The sequence below is a fragment of the bacterium genome (genome assembly GCA_036504735.1).
Classification (GTDB): Bacteria; Electryoneota; RPQS01; order RPQS01; family RPQS01; genus DASXUQ01.
Genome location: DASXUQ010000005.1, coordinates 431297 through 454183, shown reverse-complemented (window position 1 = coordinate 454183; position 22887 = coordinate 431297). Strand labels below are relative to the sequence as shown.

Annotated in this window: 16 protein-coding genes; 10 read left to right on the top strand and 6 right to left on the bottom strand. The window is 59.0% G+C overall.

Annotation, left to right across the window (positions count from 1 at the left end; genetic code table 11):
- The first annotated feature begins 47 nt into the window (after nucleotides 1-47).
- From kdpF to VGL38_03750, 6 genes are all read left to right on the top strand, one after another.
- Nucleotides 48-152, top strand: a complete 105-nt coding sequence (kdpF, locus tag VGL38_03775; GenBank protein ID HEY3294531.1) for a K(+)-transporting ATPase subunit F — start codon at nucleotides 48-50, stop codon at nucleotides 150-152.
- A 9-nt stretch (nucleotides 153-161) separates the two neighbouring features.
- Complete coding sequence (gene kdpA / locus VGL38_03770; protein ID HEY3294530.1) at nucleotides 162-1901, top strand: potassium-transporting ATPase subunit KdpA; 1740 nt, start codon at nucleotides 162-164, stop codon at nucleotides 1899-1901.
- Nucleotides 1902-1923: 22 nt separating this feature from the next.
- On the top strand, nucleotides 1924-3930 hold the full coding sequence (gene kdpB / locus VGL38_03765; protein ID HEY3294529.1) for a potassium-transporting ATPase subunit KdpB: 2007 nt from the start codon (nucleotides 1924-1926) through the stop codon (nucleotides 3928-3930).
- A gap of 1 nt (nucleotide 3931) precedes the next feature.
- Entirely contained in the window at nucleotides 3932-4516 is a 585-nt protein-coding gene (gene kdpC / locus VGL38_03760; protein HEY3294528.1) for a K(+)-transporting ATPase subunit C, read from the top strand.
- A 20-nt stretch (nucleotides 4517-4536) separates the two neighbouring features.
- Nucleotides 4537-6186, top strand: a complete 1650-nt coding sequence (locus VGL38_03755; protein ID HEY3294527.1) for a PTS sugar transporter subunit IIA — start codon at nucleotides 4537-4539, stop codon at nucleotides 6184-6186.
- Between the two features lie 199 nt (nucleotides 6187-6385).
- Entirely contained in the window at nucleotides 6386-7552 is a 1167-nt protein-coding gene (locus VGL38_03750; GenBank protein HEY3294526.1) for an enolase C-terminal domain-like protein, read from the top strand.
- 89 nt (nucleotides 7553-7641) lie between these two features.
- Here VGL38_03750 and VGL38_03745 read toward each other — a convergent pair whose 3' ends face one another.
- The 4 genes from VGL38_03745 to VGL38_03730 form a co-directional block, all read right to left on the bottom strand.
- A complete protein-coding gene (locus VGL38_03745) occupies nucleotides 7642-10746 on the bottom strand; it encodes an efflux RND transporter permease subunit (GenBank protein ID HEY3294525.1) in 3105 nt (1034 codons plus the stop codon).
- 12 nt (nucleotides 10747-10758) lie between these two features.
- Entirely contained in the window at nucleotides 10759-12027 is a 1269-nt protein-coding gene (locus VGL38_03740; GenBank protein ID HEY3294524.1) for an efflux RND transporter periplasmic adaptor subunit, read from the bottom strand.
- On the bottom strand, nucleotides 12028-13278 hold the full coding sequence (locus VGL38_03735; GenBank protein HEY3294523.1) for a TolC family protein: 1251 nt from the start codon (nucleotides 13276-13278) through the stop codon (nucleotides 12028-12030).
- A 63-nt stretch (nucleotides 13279-13341) separates the two neighbouring features.
- The gene (locus VGL38_03730; protein ID HEY3294522.1) at nucleotides 13342-13623 is read right to left on the bottom strand and encodes a hypothetical protein; all 282 of its coding nucleotides are present in this window, start codon (nucleotides 13621-13623) and stop codon (nucleotides 13342-13344) included.
- 340 nt (nucleotides 13624-13963) lie between these two features.
- Between VGL38_03730 and VGL38_03725 the strand changes: the two genes are divergently transcribed.
- The 4 genes from VGL38_03725 (at nucleotide 13964) to VGL38_03710 (ending at nucleotide 18771) form a co-directional block, all read left to right on the top strand.
- Nucleotides 13964-15292: a sigma-54 dependent transcriptional regulator gene (locus VGL38_03725; protein ID HEY3294521.1), complete on the top strand. Its 1329-nt coding sequence runs from the start codon at nucleotides 13964-13966 to the stop codon at nucleotides 15290-15292.
- Nucleotides 15293-15318: 26 nt separating this feature from the next.
- On the top strand, nucleotides 15319-16236 hold the full coding sequence (locus VGL38_03720; GenBank protein ID HEY3294520.1) for a putative sulfate exporter family transporter: 918 nt from the start codon (nucleotides 15319-15321) through the stop codon (nucleotides 16234-16236).
- Between the two features lie 281 nt (nucleotides 16237-16517).
- Nucleotides 16518-18062 carry an L-glutamate gamma-semialdehyde dehydrogenase gene (pruA, locus tag VGL38_03715; protein ID HEY3294519.1) on the top strand — a complete coding sequence of 515 codons (1545 nt, stop codon included), beginning with the start codon at nucleotides 16518-16520 and terminating at the stop codon, nucleotides 18060-18062.
- A gap of 73 nt (nucleotides 18063-18135) precedes the next feature.
- Nucleotides 18136-18771, top strand: coding sequence for a Vat family streptogramin A O-acetyltransferase (locus VGL38_03710; GenBank protein ID HEY3294518.1), 636 nt, complete (start codon nucleotides 18136-18138; stop codon nucleotides 18769-18771).
- A gap of 105 nt (nucleotides 18772-18876) precedes the next feature.
- Here the strand turns inward: VGL38_03710 and VGL38_03705 are convergent, their stop codons facing one another.
- Nucleotides 18877-21657 (bottom strand): glycoside hydrolase family 20 zincin-like fold domain-containing protein, encoded by a 2781-nt coding sequence (locus VGL38_03705; GenBank protein HEY3294517.1) that lies wholly within the window; start codon nucleotides 21655-21657, stop codon nucleotides 18877-18879.
- A gap of 333 nt (nucleotides 21658-21990) precedes the next feature.
- On the bottom strand, nucleotides 21991-22809 hold the full coding sequence (locus tag VGL38_03700) for a WecB/TagA/CpsF family glycosyltransferase (GenBank protein HEY3294516.1): 819 nt from the start codon (nucleotides 22807-22809) through the stop codon (nucleotides 21991-21993).
- Nucleotides 22810-22887: the final 78 nt, after the last annotated feature.

The window sequence follows — 22887 nt, the reverse complement described above, 5'->3', positions numbered from 1 at the left end:
CGTACTCCTGACTGTCGGTTTCTTTGCGGCCATGGTCAAGTTTGCCGATGTCTGCGGGAGGCTATGATATGGCCAACATTCTGTTAGGCTTGCTCGCCGCAGGGCTGATGATCTACCTGCTCTATTCCCTGATTCACCCTGAGAAATTCTAAGAAGGCACTATGAACGGATCAGGTTGGATTCAACTGCTGCTCTATGTCGGGCTCCTCGCACTTCTGACGAAACCGGCCGGAGCGTATCTGTGCCGCGTGCTCACGCCGGACGGTCGCACCCATCTGGAGCCGGTACTCGGGCCGGTTGAGCGGCTGCTCTATCGGATCTTCCGGGTTGATGCGCAGAGCGAACAGGATTGGAAACAGTATTCGCTCTCGCTGCTGATGTTCAGTCTGGCAGGGATGATGGTTACCTATGCAATTCTCCGGCTGCAAAACGCGCTGCCGTTGAATTCTCAGCATCTCGCTGCGGTCGGCAATCATTTGAGTTTCAACACTGCCGCCAGCTTCACCACCAACACCAATTGGCAGAGCTATGCCGGCGAAGCCGTGATGTCCTACTTTTCGCAGATGGTAGCGCTTGCCTCTCACAACTTCTTCTCGGCAGCCGTGGGCATTGCCGTGGCGGCAGCGCTCGTACGGGGCATCTCGCGGGCAACGGCGAAAACTATCGGCAATTTCTGGGTTGACCTCGTACGTGTTAATCTCTATCTGCTCTTGCCGGGTAGCCTGATGCTCGCGCTGATGCTGGTCAGTCAGGGTATGATTCAGAATTTCAAGCCTTACGCGATGGCCACCGTAGTACAGACCACGGCGGCGGACAGCTCCACTGCGCCGGTTCAATCGATTGTGCAGGGGCCTATGGCATCGCAAGTGGCTATCAAGATGCTGGGCACCAATGGCGGAGGCTACACAAATGCCAACGCCAGCCATCCCTACGAGAATCCGACACCGCTCTCGAACTTCCTGCAAATGCTCTCGATCTTCCTTATTCCCGCCGGCTTGACCTATTACTTAGGCCGTATGGTAAAATCGCAACAGCATGGCTGGGCGGTCTGGATTGCAATGGCTCTGCTGTTTTTGGGAGGAGTCTTCGTGGCGTGGCACACAGAGGCGGGGGGGAACCCGCGCCTGTCCGCATTAGGGATTGATCCTGCCGGGGGAAACATGGAAGGCAAAGAGGTGCGCTTCGGCATCTTCAACAGCGCTCTCTTTGCGACGATCACCACAGATGCGTCCTGTGGTGCCGTCAACGCGACGCACGATTCCTTTACGCCACTTGGCGGTCTTGTGCCGCTATTCAATATCCAACTTGGCGAAGTCGTTTTTGGCGGAGTAGGATCCGGGCTGTACGGGATGCTGCTCTACGTTATTCTGGCAATCTTCATTGCGGGGCTGATGGTTGGACGTACCCCCGAGTATCTGGGGAAGAAGATTGGAGCCTCCGAGGTCAAACTGGCAGCCATCGGCATCCTTGTGCCGGTGGTTTCGACACTCGGCCTTACCGCTTGGGCCGTGATGACAAAATGGGGTGTGGCTGGGCTGAACAACTCCGGCCCGCACGGTCTTGCCGAGATTTTGTATGCGTTTTCCTCGGGCACAGGCAACAATGGCAGCGCCTTTGCCGGACTTGCCACCAACACGCCGTGGTACAACACGCTTCTTGGACTGGCTATGCTGGCCGGGCGCTTTATGATCATCGTTCCGGTGTTGGCCCTGGCGGGCAATCTGGCAGCCAGGAAATCGGTACCCTTGGGGCCCGGCAGCTTTCCGGTTACCGGGCCGACCTTCATCCTGCTGCTGATCGGTACGGTTGTGATCGTCGGCGCTCTCACATTCCTGCCTGTTTTGGCATTAGGTCCCGTTCTGGAACATTTCCAGATGATGCACACGGCTATTCTGTATTGACGCTATGAATGCAAAATCAAACATGTTTCTGAAGGACGCGTATATCAAGCCCGCGTTCTGGTCGGCGCTCCGCAAGTTGAGTCCGCGCGAGCAGGCGCGCAACCCGGTGATGTTCGTCACCGAAGTCGGCGCCATGGTCACGACGCTCGCGCCGTTGCTCGGCTGGACGGACGGCGAGCCTGTTGCGTTCACAATTCAAATTGCCCTCTGGCTCTGGTTCACGGTTCTCTTTGCCAACTTCGCCGAATCCCTCGCGGAGAGCCGCGGCAAAGCACAGGCGGATGCCTTGCGCAAATCGCGAGCACAGACCGTTGCCAATCGGCTGGACTCCGGCGGCCGCGAGGAGCAAGTTTCCTCGGAGTTGCTCCGTAAGGGAGACATTGTCCGCGTTCGTGCGGGCGAAGTGATTCCCGCTGACGGCGAAGTGATCGACGGCGCGGCGATGGTCAACGAATCTGCCATTACCGGCGAATCCGCACCGGTCGTACGCGAGTCCGGCGGTGACCGCAGTTCCGTGACCGGTGGCACCACGGTGCTCTCGGACAGCATTCTCATAGCCGTCGCGGCCAACCCCGGCGAAAGTCTGATGGATCGGATGATTGCACTGGTGGAAGGCGCGCGCCGGCAAAAGACGCCAAACGAGCTTGCCTTGACCATCTTGCTCTCGGCATTAACGCTGGTGTTTCTGCTGGTAGTGGTAACACTGAAACCGTTCGGATTATACTCCGGGATCCGGTTCTCGGTCACCGTTTTGACGGCGCTCCTCGTATGTCTGATTCCGACAACTATCGGCGGACTCCTCAGCGCCATCGGCATCGCGGGTATCGACCGCCTCTCCCGCAAGAACGTGCTCGCCGTGAGCGGCCGTTCGGTTGAGGCGGCCGGCGACGTGGATGTGCTGCTGCTCGACAAGACTGGAACCATTACTCTGGGAAATCGCGAGGCCACGGAGTTCATTCCCGCACCGGGAGTCACCGTCACTGACCTTGCGGAGGTTGCCCAACTTGCCTCGCTGGCCGATGAGACGCCGGAAGGCCGAAGCATTGTCGTGCTTGCCAAGGAACACGGTTTTCGTGCGCGCAGCCTGCACGATATGCCGGGTCTGGCCTTTGTGCCCTTCAGCGCAAAGACCCGCATGAGCGGCGTGGATGCCCCCGATCTGGTCATCCGCAAGGGAGCCGCCGATTCGATTCGGGCCATGTCCGACGGCCATTATCCCGCAGCCGTTGATGAAATCGTCTCCCGTATCGCGCGCGAGGGCGGAACACCGATTGTGGTTTCCCGCAACCAACAGGTGATGGGCGTTGTCTACCTGAAAGACATTGTCAAGACCGGGCTTCCCGACCGCTTTGCCCGGCTGCGCGCCATGGGCATCAAAACCGTAATGATCACCGGCGACAACCCGCTGACCGCCGCCACCATTGCCCAAGAAGCCGGTGTGGATGATTACCTCGCCGAAGCTACGCCCGAGGACAAGCTGGCCCTTATCAGGCGCGAACAGGCGAAAGGCCACCTTGTAGCCATGACCGGTGACGGCACCAATGATGCTCCGGCTCTTGCGCAGGCGGACGTGGGTGTAGCGATGAATACCGGCACGCAGGCGGCCAAAGAAGCCGGAAACATGGTGGACCTCGACTCCAACCCCACGAAGCTGATCGAGGTTGTCGAAACAGGCAAGCAGCTCCTCATCACCCGCGGCGCTCTGACCACCTTCAGCATTGCCAATGATGTCGCCAAATATTTCGCCATCATCCCGGCGATGCTGATGGGCACCTTTGCGGTCATGGCCCCGCTGAATGTCATGCGGCTCGCCAGCCCATACAGTGCCATCCTGAGTGCCGTCGTCTTCAATGCCCTGATCATCATCGCTCTGACGCCGCTGGCATTGCGTGGAGTTCGCTTCCGTCCGAGTAGCGCAGCCGTGATCCTGCGGCGTAACCTTGCCATCTACGGTTTCGGTGGAGTCGTCGCCCCATTCGCCGGGATCAAGCTGATAGACCTTTTTATCAACGCTCTGCATGTGGTGTGAAATGAGTACCATTGTGCGTGAACTGCGGGTCGCGATATGGGCGACGGTCAGCCTGACTGTGCTTCTGTGCGGCGTGTATCCGCTTCTCGTGTGGGGACTGGCCCAGGCGTTGTTTCCACGTCAGGCAAACGGCAGCCTTGTCTACGGAGCGCACGGACAAGTTGTGGGTTCAGGATTACTGGCACAGGCGTTCACGTCTTCGCGGTATTTTCATTCCCGTCCGTCCGCTGCAGGCAACGGTTACGATGCGGCCAATTCCGGTGGGAGCAACCTCGGACCCCTGTCGCAGAAACTGGACTCGCTGGTTGCAGAACGCGTCGCCGCTTATCGCGCGGAGAATAATCTTCCGGTATCTGTTTTGATTCCCGTGGATGCGGTTACGGCCTCAGGCAGCGGTCTTGATCCGCACATCAGCGTGGCCAATGCGCGGCTTCAGGCGGTACGCGTGGCACAGGCGCGCGGCCTGAACGAGGCCGTCGTCCGGCGGCTGATCTACGAGAATACGCAAGGCCCGCAATGGGGCATTCTCGGTGAAGCCGGAGTGAATGTGCTGAAGGTGAACCTCGCCTTGGACAGGATTCCATAATGCCGCAGGATGCCCACAAGATGCCGTCTACTTTCCTGCAAATGATCCGCCGCTCGGAGCAGGGAAGGCTTAAGCTCTACCTCGGCTATGCGCCGGGAGTGGGGAAGACCTTCCTCATGCTTCAGGAAGCGCACCGCCTCAAACAGGAAGGCATCGATGTGGCGGTGGGCTTCGTGGAATCTCATGCCCGGTCGGAAACGGCGGCTTTGGTGCAAGGGCTGGAGGTCATCCCGCGCCGCAGGATAGAGTACCGGGGGATTACGCTGGAGGAGATGGATACCGCTGCCGTGCTGGCGCGTCACCCGCAAGTGGCTCTGGTAGACGAACTGGCTCACACCAATCCTCCCGGAAGCAAGAACCTCAAGCGGTTCCAGGACGTTGAGGACCTTCTGGCCGCTGGTATCCATGTCATCAGCACCATGAACGTTCAACATCTGGAGAGCCTGTATAACACGGTAGAGGGCATGGTCAGTGTCCGCGTCGCAGAGCGTCTGCCCGACGCGATGCTGAAGGAGGCCGACGAAATCGTTAACGTAGACCTCGCGCCTGCGGACCTGCTAAAACGGCTGCAAAGCGGCAAGATCTATCCTCCAGAGCGTATTGCCTTAGCCAGCGAAAACTACTTTAAGCCGCTGAATCTGGAGCAATTGCGCGAACTGACTCTGCGCGAAGCCGCCTCGCAGATCGATTTCAAGCGCCGGGAAACACCGGGCGAACCTGCCCGTGTGGCACCGGATCAAATCTTAGTGTGTCTTAGCGCCTCGGGCACCAACAACGCTCATCTTCTGCGCTATGGCTCACGCCTCGCCGGGCGGCTGAACCGCCGCTGGTACGCCGTGCACGTCCAGACACCGAAAGACGACCCGCTGAAGATTGATGCAGCCCGGCAACGCATGCTGTCCGAAACCCTTACACTGGCAAACCAACTCGGCGCCATGGTCTTCACGTTCAAGGGTGCGGGCGTCGTGGAAACAGTGTTGCGCTTTGCCCGCGAATACCGCGTGGGGCACATTGTCATCGGAAGACCGGGACCTGATCGGTGGTGGAGGCGGCTGCTCAGATTCAGAAATAGTGTGGAGCGGCTGATTGCCGAGGGCAGTGGCTTTCGAATTGTGGTCCTCGATGAGCGGCTGCCGGAAATGGACTCCGGCAGGATCGCGGCATCCAATCTCGCAGTGTCGAAACCGTTGTATCCTGCACCTCGGAAGGATGATTTAGCAAAGGCATTCAGCCTTGCATCGGTCATTGTTTGGGACAAACCTGTTACAAAGCACGAAGTCATGGCCGATCTGGTCGCAGCCATGACTCGGCGGTATCCGCAAGAGAATCTGGAGCACGCGCTGGAATCCATCGAATCCCGCGAGGCCGAGATCTCGACTTTCCTGAATGAAGATGTCGCGGTTCCCCATGCCCGGCTGGACTCGGTGCGTCAGGTCTGTGTCGCCTTCGGTCTGGCGAAAGCCGGTGTCGGCGATGCGGAGACAAACGGCCCGGTACACGCCATCTTCATGGCCTTGTACCCGGCTGACTTGTCCGAGCAATACCTTGTATGGATGAGCCAAGCCATGCAGTTTCTTCGTAACCGCCAGACCCAAGGCAGCCTTCGTCAGGCATCCAACTCATTCGATGTTCTGGCGCTGCTGCAGCAAGTTAAGGACGACGTGAGGTAACAATGGGTGCGCACTCTAAGGGAGGCGGCTGCCGCCACATCGAAAAGCGGATAAGAGTTCTCTAATCAGGAGAGTGGTAGTTGTGCCCGGTATGCTGCATCTGCCCAAGGCGCAACTTTCACGGATCGTCGGAGATTTTATCCCGCTCGTGGCGTATACCTATTAAATGTCTACGCTCACGATGAGGAGATTACGGAAGATGCAGATAGCGAGCCCTGGACGTCGGAACAATTCCGCGGTACGGTCTGCAAACGGTGTCCTGCGGACTCATCGCCGGGTAGAAAGTGCCATCGTCAGCGTCGTTGCACACTCCTTCACCATTCCGACGGACGCTCTGGAGTCGGATGGTACCTACGCTTGGGACAGCACAACCTTGGTCACCGTGCAGGTGAGCGCTGCGGGACAGACAGGTTTTGGCTACACGTATGCGACATCAGCCGCGGCTGATATGATTCGTTCCATGTTGGCGCCGCGCCTTCGTGAGACGGATGCGTTGGACATTCCGAGCCTGTGGCTGGAGATGCGGAACGCCATCCGTAACAACGGTGAGACCGGAGTGGCCATGATGGCCGTGGCCGCTGTGGACAATGCCCTGTGGGATCTCAAAGCGAAGCTCCTCAATGTTCCACTGGCGACACTATGGGGACGGGCACGCCCTAAGGTAGAGATTTACGGCAGCGGCGGATTCACCTCCTACAGCCCGGAGCAGATGCAAACGCAGCTTGGGGGCTGGGCCGCCGATGGCATCCGTCACGTCAAAATGAAAGTCGGCCGTCATCCAGCCGACGATGCGGAACGCGTCCGCTTTGCCCGCAGGGTGATTGGCCGTGACGTGTCACTCATGGTGGATGCCAATGGCGGCTACTCGCGCAAACAGGCGCTGGCCATGGCCGAAACGTTCGCACAGGATGGCGTCATCTGGTTCGAGGAGCCTGTGCACCATCAAGATCATCAAGGCCTGCGGCTGATCCGGGACCGTGCCCCGGCAGGAATGGAGATTTCCGCAGGGGAATATGGCTATCACATCACAGACTTTCGCCGCCTGCTGGAGGACGGAGCGGTGGATGTGCTTCAGGCCGATGCTACGCGCTGCGGCACCACAGGGTTTCTCGAGGTGGCTGCGCTGTGCGAAGCGTATAGGATTCCCCTCTCATCCCACTGCGCCCCCTACCTGCATGTGCCGCTGGGGTGCGCCGCCACACAATTCCGGCACATCGAATACTTTCACGATCACGTTCGCATCGAACAACGCTTTATGGACGGAGCCGCGCCGCCTCGGCAGGGCTGCCTGAAACCGGATCTTAGCCGGCCCGGCAACGGGCTGGATCTGAAGATGCGGGACCTTGAACCCTACCGGATAGCGTGAGCCCAAACTGAATAGAAGCCCCGGCCTATGGGAGGCCGGGGCTTTGCGCGTGATGATCCGTAGCGTCTCAAACGGGGCCGACGGTCAGATTATCCTTTCGCAGGAACCGCGGATCCGGATCGACGGTGCCCGTAGCGGTAGTACAGCGCCGGGATCACGACCATGTTCAGCGCGGTAGACGTCAAAAGTCCGCCCAGAATCACAATCGCCATCGGCGTCTGGATCTCCTTGCCCGGCTGTCCGCCTCCCAGCGCCAGCGGCAGTAGCGCCAGACCGGCACACAGCGCGGTCATCAAAATCGGGTTCATCCGCTCCAGGCTGCCTCGAGTAATCGCCTCCCGTACGGACATGCCTTCCGCATCCATCAGGGTATGGTAATGGGAAATCAGCAGAATGCCATTTCGCGCGGCAATACCGAACAGGGTGATGAATCCCACCAGCGAAGCCACGGAGATAATGCCGTCCGTCAGGCGAATCGCAATTACGCCGCCGATCAGCGCCAGCGGCAGGTTCACCATCACCAGCAGCGCGTCGCGGAAGTTCTTGAATTCGACGAAGAGCAGCACGATGATTGCGCCGATAGACAACAGCGACAACAGCAGAATCATCCGGTTGGCCGACTGTGCGCTTTCAAACTGTCCGCCGTAGGTCACGAAGTAGCCTTCGGGAAACTTCACCCGCTCGTCAATGCGGGCTTTCACGTCGGCAATCACGCTTCCCACATCACGGCCCGATGCATTGGCCTGGATCACGATCTTCCGGCTTACATTTTCCCGGCTGATGGTATTCGGTCCTGTGGACCGCTCAATACGCGTCAGTTCCCGCAGCGGCACCTGATGCCCGGCGGGTGTGGCAAACAGAGCCGAGCCAATTGCCCCGGAATTGTCCCGCGCCGCGTCCGTAAAGCGCACCGTCAGGTCATACGGGTACTGGCCTTCCAGCACCTGCCCGACAGTCGCTCCATTGAACGCCGTCTCCAGATCATGGGCCAGATCTTCCACCTGAACCCCATACATGGCCATCGCTTCGCGGTCCATATCGATCCGAAGCTGCGGAATGTCCACCTGCGTTTCCACATACAGATCCACCAGCCCGTCCACGTCCTTAACCGCCGTCTTGATCTCCTGGGCTACCCGGCGCAGTTCATAAAGGTTATCGCCGAACAGCTTAATCGCAATCGCCGCCTGCGTCCCACTCAGCATATGGTCGATGCGGTGTGTCAGCGGCTGGCCCACGGTAATGATCACCCCCGGCAACACAGACAGGCGGGATCGCACATCCTTGAAGACCTCCTCCTTGTCCACGCCGCGTTTGAGCCGGGCTTCCAATTCCGTCACATTCGAGCCGAAGGTGTGCTCGTCAAGTTCTCCGCGCCCCGTTCGGCGGATCACCCCGACCACCGCCGGATGCTTCGTCAAAAACTTCTCCGCGTACTGCCCGTAGTCGGTAGACTCTTTCAGGCTTGTGCCGGGAGGAGTGGTGACAATCACCAGCATGGAACCTTCGTTGAACTCGGGGAGGAAACTGTGCCCAAGGCTTGCATACACAAACCCTGCAATCACCAGCAGCACCGCCGAACCGGCCATCACATATCGCGTGTGATTCAGCGTGAACCTTAACGTCGGCTCATACACCTTTTTCAGCTTACGCACCAGCCACGGCTCCTGCTCGACCCGATGGGATTTCATCGACGGCAGCAGCCAGTAGGACAACGCGGGGACAATGGTCACGGCGACGAGTAGCGACGCGAACACGGAAATGACAAACGCCAGGCCTAATGGCCTGAGCAGGCGGCCTTCCAAACCGCTCAGGAAAAACAACGGCAGGAAGACCGCGATGATGATCACCGTTGCCACCACCATCGGCTGCCGGATTTCCCGCGAAGCCTCAAAGATTACGTCGAATACAGGCCGCTGCGCCTCCGCGGATTTCAGACGGTTCTGTCGCAACCGGCGGAAAACGTTTTCCACGTATACAATCGCGTCATCTACCAGAACACCCACCGCGATCGCCATGCCGCCCAGCGTCATCGTGTTGATGGTTAATCCCAGCACCCGCATCATCAACATCGTGATCAGCAATGAGATCGGAATGGCGGTCAAGCTGATCACTGTCGTTCGCAGATGTCCGAGAAAGAGAATGAGGATAATGGTTACGAGAATCGCCCCGTCTCGCAGCGCCTCGACAACATTGTCTACCGCCAGTTCAATGAAATCCGCCTGGCGAAAAACACTGGCGTTGGCTTTGACGTCCGCCGGAAACAGCGATTTCATCTCCACCAGGGCCTGGTCAATGCGCTTGGTCAAGTCCAGCGTATTGGCATTGGGCTGCTTCTGCACCGACATGATGACGGCTGGTTTGGCGTTGACGGATGCCGTGCCCAGAATCTGCGCGGCTCCTGTCTGCACATCGGCAACCTGCTCCACCAGCACCGGCTGTCCATTGCGCATGGCCACCACTGCACGGCGAAGGTCGCTCATGTCCCGAACCCGGCCCACACCGCGTATCAGATATTCCTGCCCCGAGGCAACAAACGTTCCGCCCGTCGAATTCTGCGTGCTCTTCTCCACGGCATTCACGAGTTCGTCCAGGCTGATCCCATAGGCTGCCAGACGGTCAGGATCCACCACAACCTGATACTGCTTGCGCTCCCCGCCAATCGGCAGCACGTTCGCCACGCCGGGTATCGCCAGCAGCCTGCGACGCAGCACGTTGTCCGTGAACGCGCGCAGTTCCATAGGAGAGAGGGAATCACTCTCCACACCGATCAGCAAAATCTCACCCATAATCGAGGAGACGGGCGCTAACACAGGCGGATCCAGCGCGGGAGGAAGTTGACCCAGCACCGACTGCAGCTTTTCGGCGACAATCTGTCGCGCCCGGAAGATTTCCGTTCCCCACTCAAATTCCACCCAGATACTGGCCATGCCCGGTGCAATGGAAGAGCGTACGCGGCGCACACCGGTAGCCCCGTTCATCGCCGTTTCAATCGGAAATGTTACCAGTGTCTCGATCTCTTCAGGAGCCATGCCGTGCGCGTCGGCCAGAATCGTAACCTGCGGCGCGTTCAGATCCGGAAACACATCCACCGGCAACTGCCGCATGACCAGCAGTCCGGCCAGCAGCACAAGGATGGTTGCGAGCAGCACAACGAGGCGCTGCTCCAGCGAGAGCCGAATGAGTCGATCAAACATGGTGGGGGCTCCTTAGTGTCCGTGTCCGGCATGTGCATCGGCCGCCGGCTGATGCGCCCCAAGCTTCACCTTGTAAGCGCCTTCCACCACGACCCTGTCTCCCTCTTGCAATCCCGACAGCGCCTCCACATAGTCCTCGTCCCGCGCTCCTGTTTTCAAAACGGCTTTGCGAAAATCCTCCTCATGGACCTGCAGCATGACCACCGGAATGCCGTCTTCATCCAGAACGGCGGACTGCGGCACGGCCAGAACCTCCCGATTTGCGTCTTCGCGCAGGTAAACCTGAGAGTAACTTCCCGGTTTGAAAATGTTGTTGGGATTATCCATTTCGAAGATCACCGGCACACGCCGCGTGATAGGGTCGAGCAGTCCGCCCACCGTAATCAGGCGCCCATTCAGGTCTCCCGTGCGATAGATCGTCGCATAGCCGCCAATCGTGAAATAGGCGTCGGCCACATGCTCCAGTCGCTGCGTCTCGGAGACCGGAACCTGCACCTCCAGCCAGACTCGGGCCGGATCCACGATATTGAAGAGATGCTCGCCCATATCCACATGCTGTCCGAAACGCAAGTGCACATCGGAAAGAATGCCGGATGCCGGGGCCGTCAGATGATAAGTCAGGCCGATGCTGTCCAAAGTGGCCGGATCCACGCCACCCAAAGCCGCGCGCAGGCGCGTCGCTTTCTGCGAGAACGCAAGCTCGGCTTCCTGCAGGCGGCGTGGCGCCACCGCGCCCGTCTTCGCAAGTTCTCGAGCGCGGTCATACTCCGCCTGGGCCAGGCGGTATTCGCTTAAAAGCTGCGACCAGCCTGACTCTTCCGTGGAAGGAGCCAGCACCGCCAGATGCTCTCCCTTCTGAACCCGTTCACCGGGACGGACGATACCGCGCTCGATGTCCGGCATCAGGATGCCTGCAAAGGGCGCAATCACTTCAGCCTCCCGCGAGCCGGCGGGTTTGATTTCGCCCATGGCCCGAATCGTCTGATGAACCTTGCGCCGTTCCACGGGCTTGGTCTGAATTCCGAATTCCTGCTGCAACTTGGCGGGAAAGACAATCAAACCGGCAGTCTCCGTGTGCTTCGCTTCCGCTTCACCTGCGTGAGTCTCGTGCTCGTCGGCGGCTTCGCCTTCGTGCCCGTGCGCGTCTTCAACCGCAGCCGTCTTCGCATGCGCGGCATGTTCGGCAGCGCTTTCACCCTGTTGCTCGGCTTTTGATGTTTGCTTGCAGCCGCCAAAGAAAAGACCGGCCGCAACGATGGCAATCAGTAATATCTTTAACATTTAGTGATTCTCCAAAAGAGGCAATCCGGTTACCCGGCGCAGTTCAATTTCAGTGAGCAGGCGCGAATTGGTCAGTTGCTGATACGCCTCGAAGGATTCGAGGGTGCTGCGCAGAATGTCTACCACTTCCACGGGAGACAACTCGCCGTGCAGGTACATCAGTACACCGCGACTCAGATCCAGCCGCGCCTGCTCCGCGTTGAAGGGCGCTATGCTCGGTGTTCTGTCCCGAAGCTCCAGCCAGCGCCGGTACGTGCCGCGCACCTCCTGCTCAATTTGCAGTCTCGCGGCTCGCAGTTGAATCTCGGACTCATCTCGAACCGTTCGCGCCAGGTTACGTTCGTAACGCCGCTGCGTAAAGAGCGGCAACTCGATTTCGGCTTCGAGGGCGACACCCTGGAAGCCCGGATCGACCGTCTTGCGGCCAATGCCAACCGCAATATCCGGCAGTTGGTTCCACTTGCTGGCACGGTAAGCTTGTTCTCCGGCCGCCTGCGATGCCGCGCGCGCTTTCAGTAGCGGACGATGCTGCAGAGCCGTCTCTACCGCCTGATCTTCCGATGTCAGAGTAATCGAAGCTGGCTCTGGCACGGTCAATTGACTCAGCCAGCTTTCGGGCAACCCGGAAAGGCGGGTGAAGTCATTGCCGGCCTGTTGCTGCTCTGCGAGCAGACTCAGCCGCTGCTGGTGCAGTCGCAGTAGTTCTGCCTGCAAACGGTGTAGATCGTACTCGGAAACATCGCCCAGCCGGAACCGCGCTCCCATCGACTGCACCGCATGCGTCGCATGAAACATCACGGTATCCACTAACGTAACCTGCTGCCGGAGTGCCAGAGCCGTCAAAGCCCGGTCCGTCATCTCTACCAGGAGCTGACGCCGGGCTTCATCATAAGCGGTGAGTGCGGATTCGTACGTGCGCAGGGCCGCTGCGCGTTTCGGAGCATAGGACCACAGGTAACCCAGCGATTGCTGGATTCCAAATGTCTGCTCCGTCTCGTCCAGCGGACCGTCAGAGACCGTCTCGCGGCTGGCAAACAGCTTCGGATTCGGCATGCCCCGCGCTGCCTGATACTCCGCTCGCGCCCGGGCCAGGTCCAACCGGGCTTCCGTCATGGCAGGCGACAGCGTATCCGCCGCCGCAAATAGGTCTTTCAGCCCAGCAGCCAGAGCCGACGAGCCAAGAAAGGTCACGAGAAAAAACAAAAGCGCCGCTCGGACGGGGAGCGGCAATTTCAAAAAAGGAAATCGCATTCCTGTCCTCCAGATTCATGAGGGGATGGTCTCCATCAAAGGATGGAGTTCAGACTCAGAGAATCAGGAGAGCAGTTCGGGAGGACGTTCGAAAGACGTGGGGATAGGATCGGGAAGGGAATGGCTGTAAAAATGTTCAGCAGCCGCAGAGATCAGATGAATATCCAAACCGTGTTCCGCCACCACCGCATCCAGAGCCACATGGCACATGCACCCGCAGTCATCATCCTGGGCGGCATGCGGCACCTCCGCGTTGTCATGATGCGGAATCACGGCACCAACGACCGGAGCCATCACGACGGCGAGGAACGCAAGCAGTGTGGTTATGAGGAGGAGACGATTCATCGTGCTTATTCAACCCAGCAAATACCGTAGGGTTCCGACAATCGGATACCCTTGCTTCAATACGATAAATGCTGTCGCATTACTCCGCTTAGACACTAAGTCGTGGACTGGACATCACGGTAAAGATACAAATCCGACTTACGGAATGCAATCCTGCCCCGCATTCGCATAAGTTTAGCCATAACTGAACTTTGCAGCCGAGACGCTACTTTTCAGTGGGTCCGTCGATCAGAAGGCGCGAGAACTGTGGAGGGCGGCTTGCGCATAAGGTGTGGTTGCAGTATCTTGCGTTTTGAATTTGCAAGGGTCGGAAGCCGTCCACTAATCCCGATGGCCATTCATGCGAATATTTGTCGTAGACGACGAACGGAACATCCGCAAAACCCTCGGCATCCTCTTGGAAACTGAAGGGCATTCCGTGGTGGCTGTCAGCAACGTGGACGACGCGGTCGCCGAAGCCGGGCGCGGTGCGTTCGATCTGGCGTTCGTGGATCTCCGCCTCGGCGTGGATTCCGGCCTTGACCTGATCCCCAAATTGCTGGCCGTGCAGCCGTGGCTCAAAATCATCGTCATCACCGCATACGCCAGCATTGATACCGCCGTGGAAGCCATCAAGCGAGGTGCCACAGACTACATCCCGAAACCTTTTACCCCTGCGCAGATTCAGATTCTGTTGCAACGCGTAGCGGATTTTCGGCGCCTGGAGCAAAAGGTCGAAACCCTTCAGGAAACTCTGAGCCAGCTTCATCCCGAGGTGGACCTGACCACGGCCCATATCGGTATGCAGCAGTCGTTGAGTCTGGCGAAGGAAGCCGCCTCGGCCAATGTGACGGTTCTGATTCGCGGCGAGAGCGGTACGGGGAAGAGCCTGCTCGCCCGGCTGATCCATCAATGGAGCCCGCGCCATGATCGCCCCTTCGCCGTGGTTTCGTGTCCCTCTCTGCCAGCAGAGCTTCTCGAAAGTGAACTCTTCGGACACAAAAAGGGAGCCTTCACCGGCGCGGTGAAAGACTCGCCGGGCCGTATCGCATCCTGCGAAGGCGGCACGCTGTTTCTCGATGAGATCGGCGATCTGCCGCTTCCGCTCCAGCCGAAGCTCCTGCGTTTCCTTCAGGATCATGAGTATGAACGCATCGGCGAGGCGGTTACCCGCAAAGCCGACGTGCGAATCATCGCGGCCACCAGTGTGAATTTGCAGGATGCCGTGCGTGATAGTCGCTTCCGTCAGGAACTGTACTACCGTCTGAATACCTTCGAGATCACGATTCCGCCCCTTCGCGAGCGGCGCGAGGATATCCCGATTCTGGCCGAGCATTTCCTGGCGTTCCTCGCTGCGCAAAACCACCGCAACTGCTCCGGTTTCACCGATGGGGCTTTGCAAATCCTCGAAAGTCACGATTGGCCGGGCAACGTTCGCGAACTGCGCAACGCCGTGGAGCGGGCAGTTATCCTCTGCCATGGCCCTCAGGTGGGCACCGAACACCTGCCGCCGAATTTGGCGCCGGCAGCCAATGGGGTGGAGATCGGAGATCTTGTCCCCATTGAGAAGATCGAAGAGGCCCACATTCGCCGCATATTAGCCAAAGCCAAATCCCTCGAAGAAGCCGCGCAAATTCTCGGAATAGACACCGCGACGCTCTGGCGGCGGCGCAAACAATATGACATCTAAGGGCCTGCCTTCCTCGCTGTGACGGTATGACAAAACAAGCCTGCTATCAAATCCTGCTCGTCCTCCTGCTGGTCATCTGCGCTCTGCCTGTAATCTCTGCGCCGCTTGCTCTGCTCTTGGGCGTTGCCTTTGCCTTGACGGTCGGCAATCCTGCCATCGACAAGACCCGCTCCGCCACCCACAAACTGCTGCAAGGGTCGGTTATCGGATTAGGCTTTGGCATGAATGCCACCGTAGCTCTCGAAGTCGGTTCGCGTGGGCTGTTGTTCACCGTGGCGGGCATTCTGCTCACCTTCACCCTCGGCTTTCTGATCTCGCGCGCCTTGAAGGTGGACAAGACCACGTCCTATCTGATTTCCACCGGAACCGCCATCTGTGGCGGCAGTGCCATCGCGGCGGTCGCTCCCGCCATCGGTGCCAAGAGTGAGAATACCAGCGTCGCCTTGGGCGTCGTCTTCATTCTCAACAGTGTGGCCCTGCTGCTGTTTCCCGTCATCGGCCACAAACTGAACCTCTCGCAGGAGCAGTTCGGCCTCTGGTCGGCCATTGCCATCCACGATACCAGTTCCGTCGTCGGCGCGGCATCCCAATACGGCAAAGAAGCCCTGCAGGCGGCAACCACCATCAAGCTCACCCGCGCCCTGTGGATCATTCCGGTAACACTGATCTCCGCGGTCATCTTCAAGTCCGGCGCCAAAGGGATCAAGATCCCCTATTTCATTTTTGCCTTCTTCGCGGCCATGCTGCTTAACACCTATCTTGTCGCCGGCAGCAGCGTCTTTCATATTATCTACCTGATCGCTAAACAGGGCCTGGTCGTAACCCTCTTCCTGATCGGTGCCAACCTCTCCCGCGCAACCCTCAAATCCGTCGGCTTCCGGCCCTTTGTCATGGGAATAATTCTCTGGATCGCCGTGTCATCCCTGACCTTACTGAACGTGTAGAGCACAAGAGACCGCAGAGTTTGACCGAAAAAGCTGACCTTCTGGTCAGCTTTTTCATGGTCCGTACAGCGCTCAAGATGGCGGTTTCTGTCCCCTCCGGCTGCGTCCAATTTAACATTATCAATCATTTACACGCTTGAATTAGTCCGAGAATTACCCTATATTGTGATTTCTATTGCGATTTGGATTCTCTGCTTTTGCATAGCAGCCCTTCAAGCTGCCCGAGGTCTCATTAACGGCGGCGCTCCCGCTGCCTTTCCGAACTTCTGAGGAGTAGTTTCATGCTTCCCCCGTTCAAAAACGAACCGTTCACCAACTTTGCTGACCCCGCCAACAAGGCCGCCTTCGAGCAGGCGCTGGCGCTGGTCGAGAGTGGCTTCGGCGAGAAGATCCCGCTGATCGTCGGCGGCGAACGCATCTTTACCGATGACACCATCAAGTCCACCAACCCCGCCAATCCCGATCAGGTTCTGGCCTATGTCGGCAAGGGCACGCAGGAACTGGCTCTGAAGGCGCTCGACAGTGCCAACAAGACCTTCCAGTGGTGGAAGAATTCTGATCCCGATGCCCGCGCCCGCATTCTGCTCCGCGCCGCCGCCATTCTGCGCCGCCGCAAGCATGAGTTCAGCGCCACCATGGTGATGGAAATCGGCAAGAACTGGATGGAAGCCGACGGCGACACCGCCGAAGCGATTGACTTCCTCGAGTTCTACGCCCGCGAAATGATGCGTCTGAATGAGCGTCAGCCCGTCGTGGAATTCCCCGGCGAAGAAAACAATCTCTATTACATTCCCCTCGGCGTTGGCGCGGTGATTCCGCCGTGGAACTTCCCCGGCGCCATCATGGCCGGCATGACCTCCGCGTCGCTCGTGACGGGCAACACGGTGATTCTGAAGCCCGCATCCATCACTCCGGTGATTGCCTATCGCTTCATGGAGATTCTCGAAGAAGCCGGACTTCCCGCCGGCGTCGTCAACTATCTGCCCGGACCCGGCGGAGCCATTGGTGATACCATTGTGGACCACCCGCTCACCCGCTTTATCGCCTTCACCGGCTCGATGGAAGTCGGCCAGCGTATCTTCCAGCGCGCCTCCGTAGTGCAGAAGGGACAGAAGTGGCTGAAGCGCACCGTGCTCGAAATGGGCGGCAAGGACGGCATTCTGGTCGACGATGACGCCGATCTCGAATTTGCCGCCGAGCAGATTGTCACCGCCGCCTTCGGCTTCCAAGGCCAGAAGTGCAGCGCCTGCTCGCGCCTGATTGTCCACGAGAAGGTCTACGACAAGCTGCTCGACCTCGTTGTAGCGCGCGCGAAGAAGATCAAGTGCGGTCCCACCAAGGATCTTTCCAACTGGCACGGACCGGTCAGCGAAGAAGGCGCCTACAAAAAGATACTTGAGTACATCGAGATTGGCAAGAAGGAAGGTCGCCTCGTCGCCGGCGGCAACACGAAGAACCCCGGCTGGTTTATCGAACCCACCATTATCGCCGACGTCGCTCCCACCTCGCGCATTATGCAGGAAGAAATCTTCGGCCCGGTGCTCGCCGTGTGCAAGGTCAAATCCTTCGAAGAGGGCCTCGAGGTGTTCAACAACACCATCTTCGGCCTTACCGGCGGTTACTTCGGCAAGCGCCGTGATCACATCGAGAAAGTGCGCGTTCATGCTCACTGCGGCAACCTCTATTTGAACCGCAAGTGCACCGGCGCTCTCGTCGCCGTGCAGCCCTTCGGCGGCTTCAACCAGAGCGGCACCGACAGCAAGGCCGGTGGCCGCGACTATCTGCAACTCTTCCTGCAAGGCAAAAGCGTCACCGAAAGATTCTAAGCCATTTTCCTTCGTTGTCTAAGCAGGGGCGGTCCACGACTGCCCCTGCCGCATATCATGGAGTGTGCTTCCCATGAACGGACCCGATCCCGCACAGAAACATCCCATGCCGGGTTTCCCCCGCGTCTGCTTTATCAAGAACACGGTCACAAATCCGAACATCCTTATCGGTGACTTTACCTACTACGATGATCCCGACGACTCGGAGAACTTCGAACGCAACGTGCTCTACCACTATCCCTTCATCGGGGATAAGCTCATCATCGGCAAGTTCTGTGCTCTGGCGCAAGGCGTCAAGTTCATTATGAACGGCGCCAATCACAAATTGTCCGGCTTCTCCACGTTTCCGTTTTCGATCTTCGCGCAAGGCTGGGAAAGGGTTCTTCCGCAGCCGGGTGACTTGCCGTACAAGGGCGATACCGTGATTGGCAACGATGTCTGGATCGGTTACGAATCCGTCATCATGCCCGGCGTGAAAGTCGGACATGGAGCCATCATTGCCGCCAAGTCCTTCGTCGTTGGCAAAGTTCCTCCCTATGCGGTGGTCGGCGGCAATCCCGCTCAGGTGTTGCGCATGCGCTTCTCTCCCCAAACCATCGAAACCCTTCTCCAAATCGCCTGGTGGAACTGGCCCGTCGAAAAGATCACGCGCAACCTCCAGCACATCGTCGCCTCGGATCTGAACGCCCTTCGGGCTGCCGCTCAATAGCCAATGTATCGATTACTTCATCGGTGCCGGCCCGCCTCCGGCGCTCATTAGGAAAAGCCCCGCTCGCAGTGCGAACGGGGCTTTTGGCGGTTCATAAGCAGCAGTCTACTTCTTTCGATCCGCGATGTATTGCTTACGCGCGTCCGGCGTTCGGAATCCGTAAACCTGCATGTTCCCGGCCGGTGTTTCGCCACGCTCGGGAGGCAGCAAATACCGCGGGCACGACGGGCTCTGCCGCGACAGGAGTGTCCGGGAATGCTCGCCAAAATCCGGCGACGTCCCTGCATGCACTTCGTACCACTGGATGCCGCTGACCTGCGGCCATTCCACCAAGGTTCCCTCGCCGCAGCTTCGAACCGAAAATGTCACCGGCTCTGCATTCTCACTGCCCGGCGGCTGGCCGTTCAACGGAAACATGGCCGTAAAGGTCCGCTGCGGCGCATCCGCCGGCGCGCTGTGAGTCTCGCCGCGATGGTCGGTGGCCGACAGGTAGTAGCTGATCCCCGTGGCTCCCGACGGCACCGCCTGAATCGTCGCGGCGTAGCCGTCTGTTCCTGTCCGTGCCAGCGGTACCGTGGCGAAACTCCCTGCCGGCAGCCAGCGATAGGTCAGCGTGGTGGACGTCAGAAACGTCGGCTCTGCCCGGTGAAAACTGTCCGTCCACATCTCGGCGAACAGACGGATACTATCCGGTCGCGAGCTGAATTGCGGCGGGCTGTGCACGATGTACGGCCCGATATTCCACGCCATGTCGCCGAAATCGGGAATGCGCCAGTTCAACTGGTCGTTGCAATCCCCATCCCACATATAAAACTGCACGCCCGGGCAGGCCGCGATATGTCGTTTCGCCGCGCGTACCGCCTCTATGAAGTCTCCGTAATTCGTCCAGAGTTGAACCGCCATGACCGAGGAGTGCCCGTTGCTGTTGAAGTACGTCATGCTGGAGTCGAGGTTGTCCGAATAGCCCAGCATCGCCATCATCTCGACCGCTGAAGGAAGCTCCTGTAAAGAGCCGATGGTCCAGGGGGTCACCGTCACGGGCATGGCCCGCACGTCGTGGACATTGGTGTCAAACGCGTCGCCATAAATCCGCACCGGTGCGCCCGGCCGCCGGCCCTGAATAATCTGGTACATCTGCCGGCAATAGCTCCCCACCAGTTGCGCCGGAGTCATGTGCCTGCTCGTGCACGTCTCATCGTAATTGGCGTACGACACCTCGTTGATGTGGATTTTAAATCCGTCCGGATGCAGCATGGAATCCAGAGCCGCGATACGATCCTGATAGGCAAGCAAGGGATCCAGCAAACTGAAACATTCCGTCTGCCGCCCGCCCTGATACCGCATGGCGCTTGACCAGTCCACGCTTACTGTGTCGCCGTCGCTCAATTGTCCGCCGGTCAGCCGCTCCAATCGTGGCTGTTTAAGATATTGCGGATACGTCGTGCTGTAGGTCTCCACGGCCCGGTAATCCACCCCTTCGATCAGCGGTGTGGTGAATTGCCCCGCTTTTCTGACCGCCAGCGGCGTGTCGCTACGCCGCACCATTTCGGAAAGATCCGCCGTCTCAAAAGTGATGTCGTCCAGCCAGAGAGTGCCTTCCGCCGGACACCAGGGGCCGATCATGCAGGTGCCCGTATCGGCATTGTACGTGCAGAAACTGACCTCTTGCAGCGTCCAATCCTGTGTCGTCGGCGCGCTGAAACTCAGAAAACGATTGTCGAAGCGGTTGTAAGGCGGGCGCATTTCCGTCAAATTGATCAGCACCTGGCCCCGATACCCGGACGTCTTATACCAGAACTTGATCTTCAGCAACCGGCTTGGACCAAAGTATACGTCGCTGTACATCTCCATGTCGCTGGGCGAATTCGAACCGAATCCGGTGAATTTGATCGCGCTCTGGCCGGAATGCTGGGTGACCGCATCGCGGAAAACATAGGCATATCGGGTGTCGTTGGCCATCTGCCAGCCTGTCGGCCTGCTGTTCGTCCAGCTCTCGAAATCGCCGTTCGGCATCACAATGTGGTATCCGTCCGCCACGGGAACAAATGCCGTGCCGTTCACGCGCATCAGGGTCCCGCGAATCGGAACGCCCTCTTGCCACCACATGACCGGTACATTGTGCGCCGTCGCATCGGTGGACATCGTCACAACTTGCGCGCGGTTCCGGATGCGTGCTGAAAGGTTCGTCATGTATTCCACCCACGTCGGATACGCGCTGCGATTGCCGCATTCGGGCAGATTCGCCTCGATCTCATTCATCCGCGCGTTGTAGGAATAATCCGCGACGAGGTTGGCATAGCTCACATCGGAAGGGATGCGCAGCGGCGTATTGATGGTCCCGATCCGCTTGGGGAACAGCGGCCAGTCCCGGATGTACGCCTGATCGACATAAATTCGCCCCATCACAGTCGACATCAATTCCACCAGCGACATCATGCCCCAGCGCACGCCGCGCTGATCCGCCGCCGCCAGCAGGATACGGCCGTCCTGTACCACAAGCTGGTACTCTTCGGGATGCGTAATCAAGCCCATCCCGTCAATTCCGGTCGAATCCAGAGCCGCTTCGAGCGCCGGAAATCGCGCCGGAGTGCCCAGCCAGATCGCCGGACTCTGCCCGGTGTAGGCGGACTGGTTGACCACAATCGGAGTCTGGCCGGTGCGCTCGCTGACCAGCCGCTGCGCCTCCGTCACCGCCAGTTGTTCGTCGTTATTGGGATTATCCGGAATCAGTAGATAGGGTGTTCCCGCCAGGGCAACAGGCTGCGAGGCCAGCAAACCCATCTGCTGCGGGCGCGGGTGAATGTCCCTCAGTCCGGCGTAGGAGTACCGGGCAACGCACACCAGCAGCAAAAGAGCGAGAATACGGTGGAAGGGCAGACCACGCATACGTTACCTTGCTTTCGTCACATCCTGCAAAGCGGCGATCCGTCTCTGCAGCCTGGTTCATCGATGGCGATTCACAGATACATCTATTCATCGCCGCAAGGTACAAATCCCGTACCAGATCTTTCCGCCGTTCTGACCCGCTTATTGCCGCCACAGGGGCGGGTGTTGCGCGTCACGCCTCCGCGACTTGGACGTTTGCCGCCGCATTCGGCACGATGCTATGCAGCGGGTTGCAGGGTTGGATTCGGAAACGTTTGTCGAAAAGCATCAACCTCGCAGTTGATGCCGGTCATCATGTGGAAAAGAAGGGAAGGAGGGAGGAGGGGAAGGAAATCAGGGGTGCGTGGTCGGAGCCTGCGCGGAAGCGTCCCACACCCATTTGGTGGAACCGCCGGAGAGTCTCTGTTTGATCAATAATCCGAAAAACTGCGGGTCGCGCACCAGATAGCGCTTCCACAAACGGCGCGGCTCCTTGAGCAGGCGGTAGGCCCATTCCATTCCTGCCGCGGTGATCCAGCGCGGACATTCCGCGATCCGGCCCGCCAGTATGTCGAACGCGTATCCGACGCCGATGGCCACCCGCGCGGGGATCTGTTCGCGGTGCTCATAGAGCCACTTCTCGCTCTTCGGCGCGCCCAGTCCCAGAAAAAGTATATCGGGCCGCAGTGCATTCAATTCGCGCAACAGTTCCGCCGTCTCCGCGGCGTCCTGTCCGAAACGCATCGACGGTGAACGCGCCATAATAATCTTCAATCCGGGGTATCGCTTTCGCAAAGTGTCGGCGGCGCGCTCGGCAATGTTTCCGATGGACGCGAGAATATACACCGACCACCCGTGGCGTGCGGCCAGTTCGCACATCGGCTCCACCAGCAGCCTGCCGGCGATTCCTTCGCGGATGTTCACTCCCAGCAGGCGCGCACCCCGTTGCAGCCACTTGCCGTCGGGGATCGAGAGCGCGGCGCTGTTCACCGCTTGCTTGAACATCCGGTCTCGCTGCGCGTGAAGGATGTGATCCACGTTCGGCGTTACAATCCGGTGCAGCCCGTCGTCCGCCACAAACCGCTCCACCGCCGCCAGTACATCGTCCCGCGTGACGTCATCGACTCTCACGCCTGCGATATTGAAAGCGTTTCCGCCCGCCGTTCCTGCCATAGGTCCCATTTCCCGTGAACAATCGTTTCCGTCATGCCGTCAGGATGCACTCTCGCAACCGCCGTTGTGGTCCCCGCA

Bases quoted from the DNA above. Each gene is read 5' to 3' on its own strand.
- kdpF (HEY3294531.1), top strand. From the start codon at position 48: ATGTCTGCGGGAGGCTATGATATGGCCAACATTCTGTTAGGCTTGCTC.
- kdpA (HEY3294530.1), top strand. From the start codon at position 162: ATGAACGGATCAGGTTGGATTCAACTGCTGCTCTATGTCGGGCTCCTC.
- kdpB (HEY3294529.1), top strand. From the start codon at position 1,924: ATGTTTCTGAAGGACGCGTATATCAAGCCCGCGTTCTGGTCGGCGCTC.
- kdpC (HEY3294528.1), top strand. From the start codon at position 3,932: ATGAGTACCATTGTGCGTGAACTGCGGGTCGCGATATGGGCGACGGTC.
- VGL38_03755 (HEY3294527.1), top strand. From the start codon at position 4,537: ATGCCGTCTACTTTCCTGCAAATGATCCGCCGCTCGGAGCAGGGAAGG.
- VGL38_03750 (HEY3294526.1), top strand. From the start codon at position 6,386: ATGCAGATAGCGAGCCCTGGACGTCGGAACAATTCCGCGGTACGGTCT.
- VGL38_03745 (HEY3294525.1), bottom strand. From the start codon at position 10,746: ATGTTTGATCGACTCATTCGGCTCTCGCTGGAGCAGCGCCTCGTTGTG.
- VGL38_03740 (HEY3294524.1), bottom strand. From the start codon at position 12,027: ATGTTAAAGATATTACTGATTGCCATCGTTGCGGCCGGTCTTTTCTTT.
- VGL38_03735 (HEY3294523.1), bottom strand. From the start codon at position 13,278: ATGCGATTTCCTTTTTTGAAATTGCCGCTCCCCGTCCGAGCGGCGCTT.
- VGL38_03730 (HEY3294522.1), bottom strand. From the start codon at position 13,623: ATGAATCGTCTCCTCCTCATAACCACACTGCTTGCGTTCCTCGCCGTC.
- VGL38_03725 (HEY3294521.1), top strand. From the start codon at position 13,964: ATGCGAATATTTGTCGTAGACGACGAACGGAACATCCGCAAAACCCTC.
- VGL38_03720 (HEY3294520.1), top strand. From the start codon at position 15,319: ATGACAAAACAAGCCTGCTATCAAATCCTGCTCGTCCTCCTGCTGGTC.
- pruA (HEY3294519.1), top strand. From the start codon at position 16,518: ATGCTTCCCCCGTTCAAAAACGAACCGTTCACCAACTTTGCTGACCCC.
- VGL38_03710 (HEY3294518.1), top strand. From the start codon at position 18,136: ATGAACGGACCCGATCCCGCACAGAAACATCCCATGCCGGGTTTCCCC.
- VGL38_03705 (HEY3294517.1), bottom strand. From the start codon at position 21,657: ATGCGTGGTCTGCCCTTCCACCGTATTCTCGCTCTTTTGCTGCTGGTG.
- VGL38_03700 (HEY3294516.1), bottom strand. From the start codon at position 22,809: ATGGCAGGAACGGCGGGCGGAAACGCTTTCAATATCGCAGGCGTGAGA.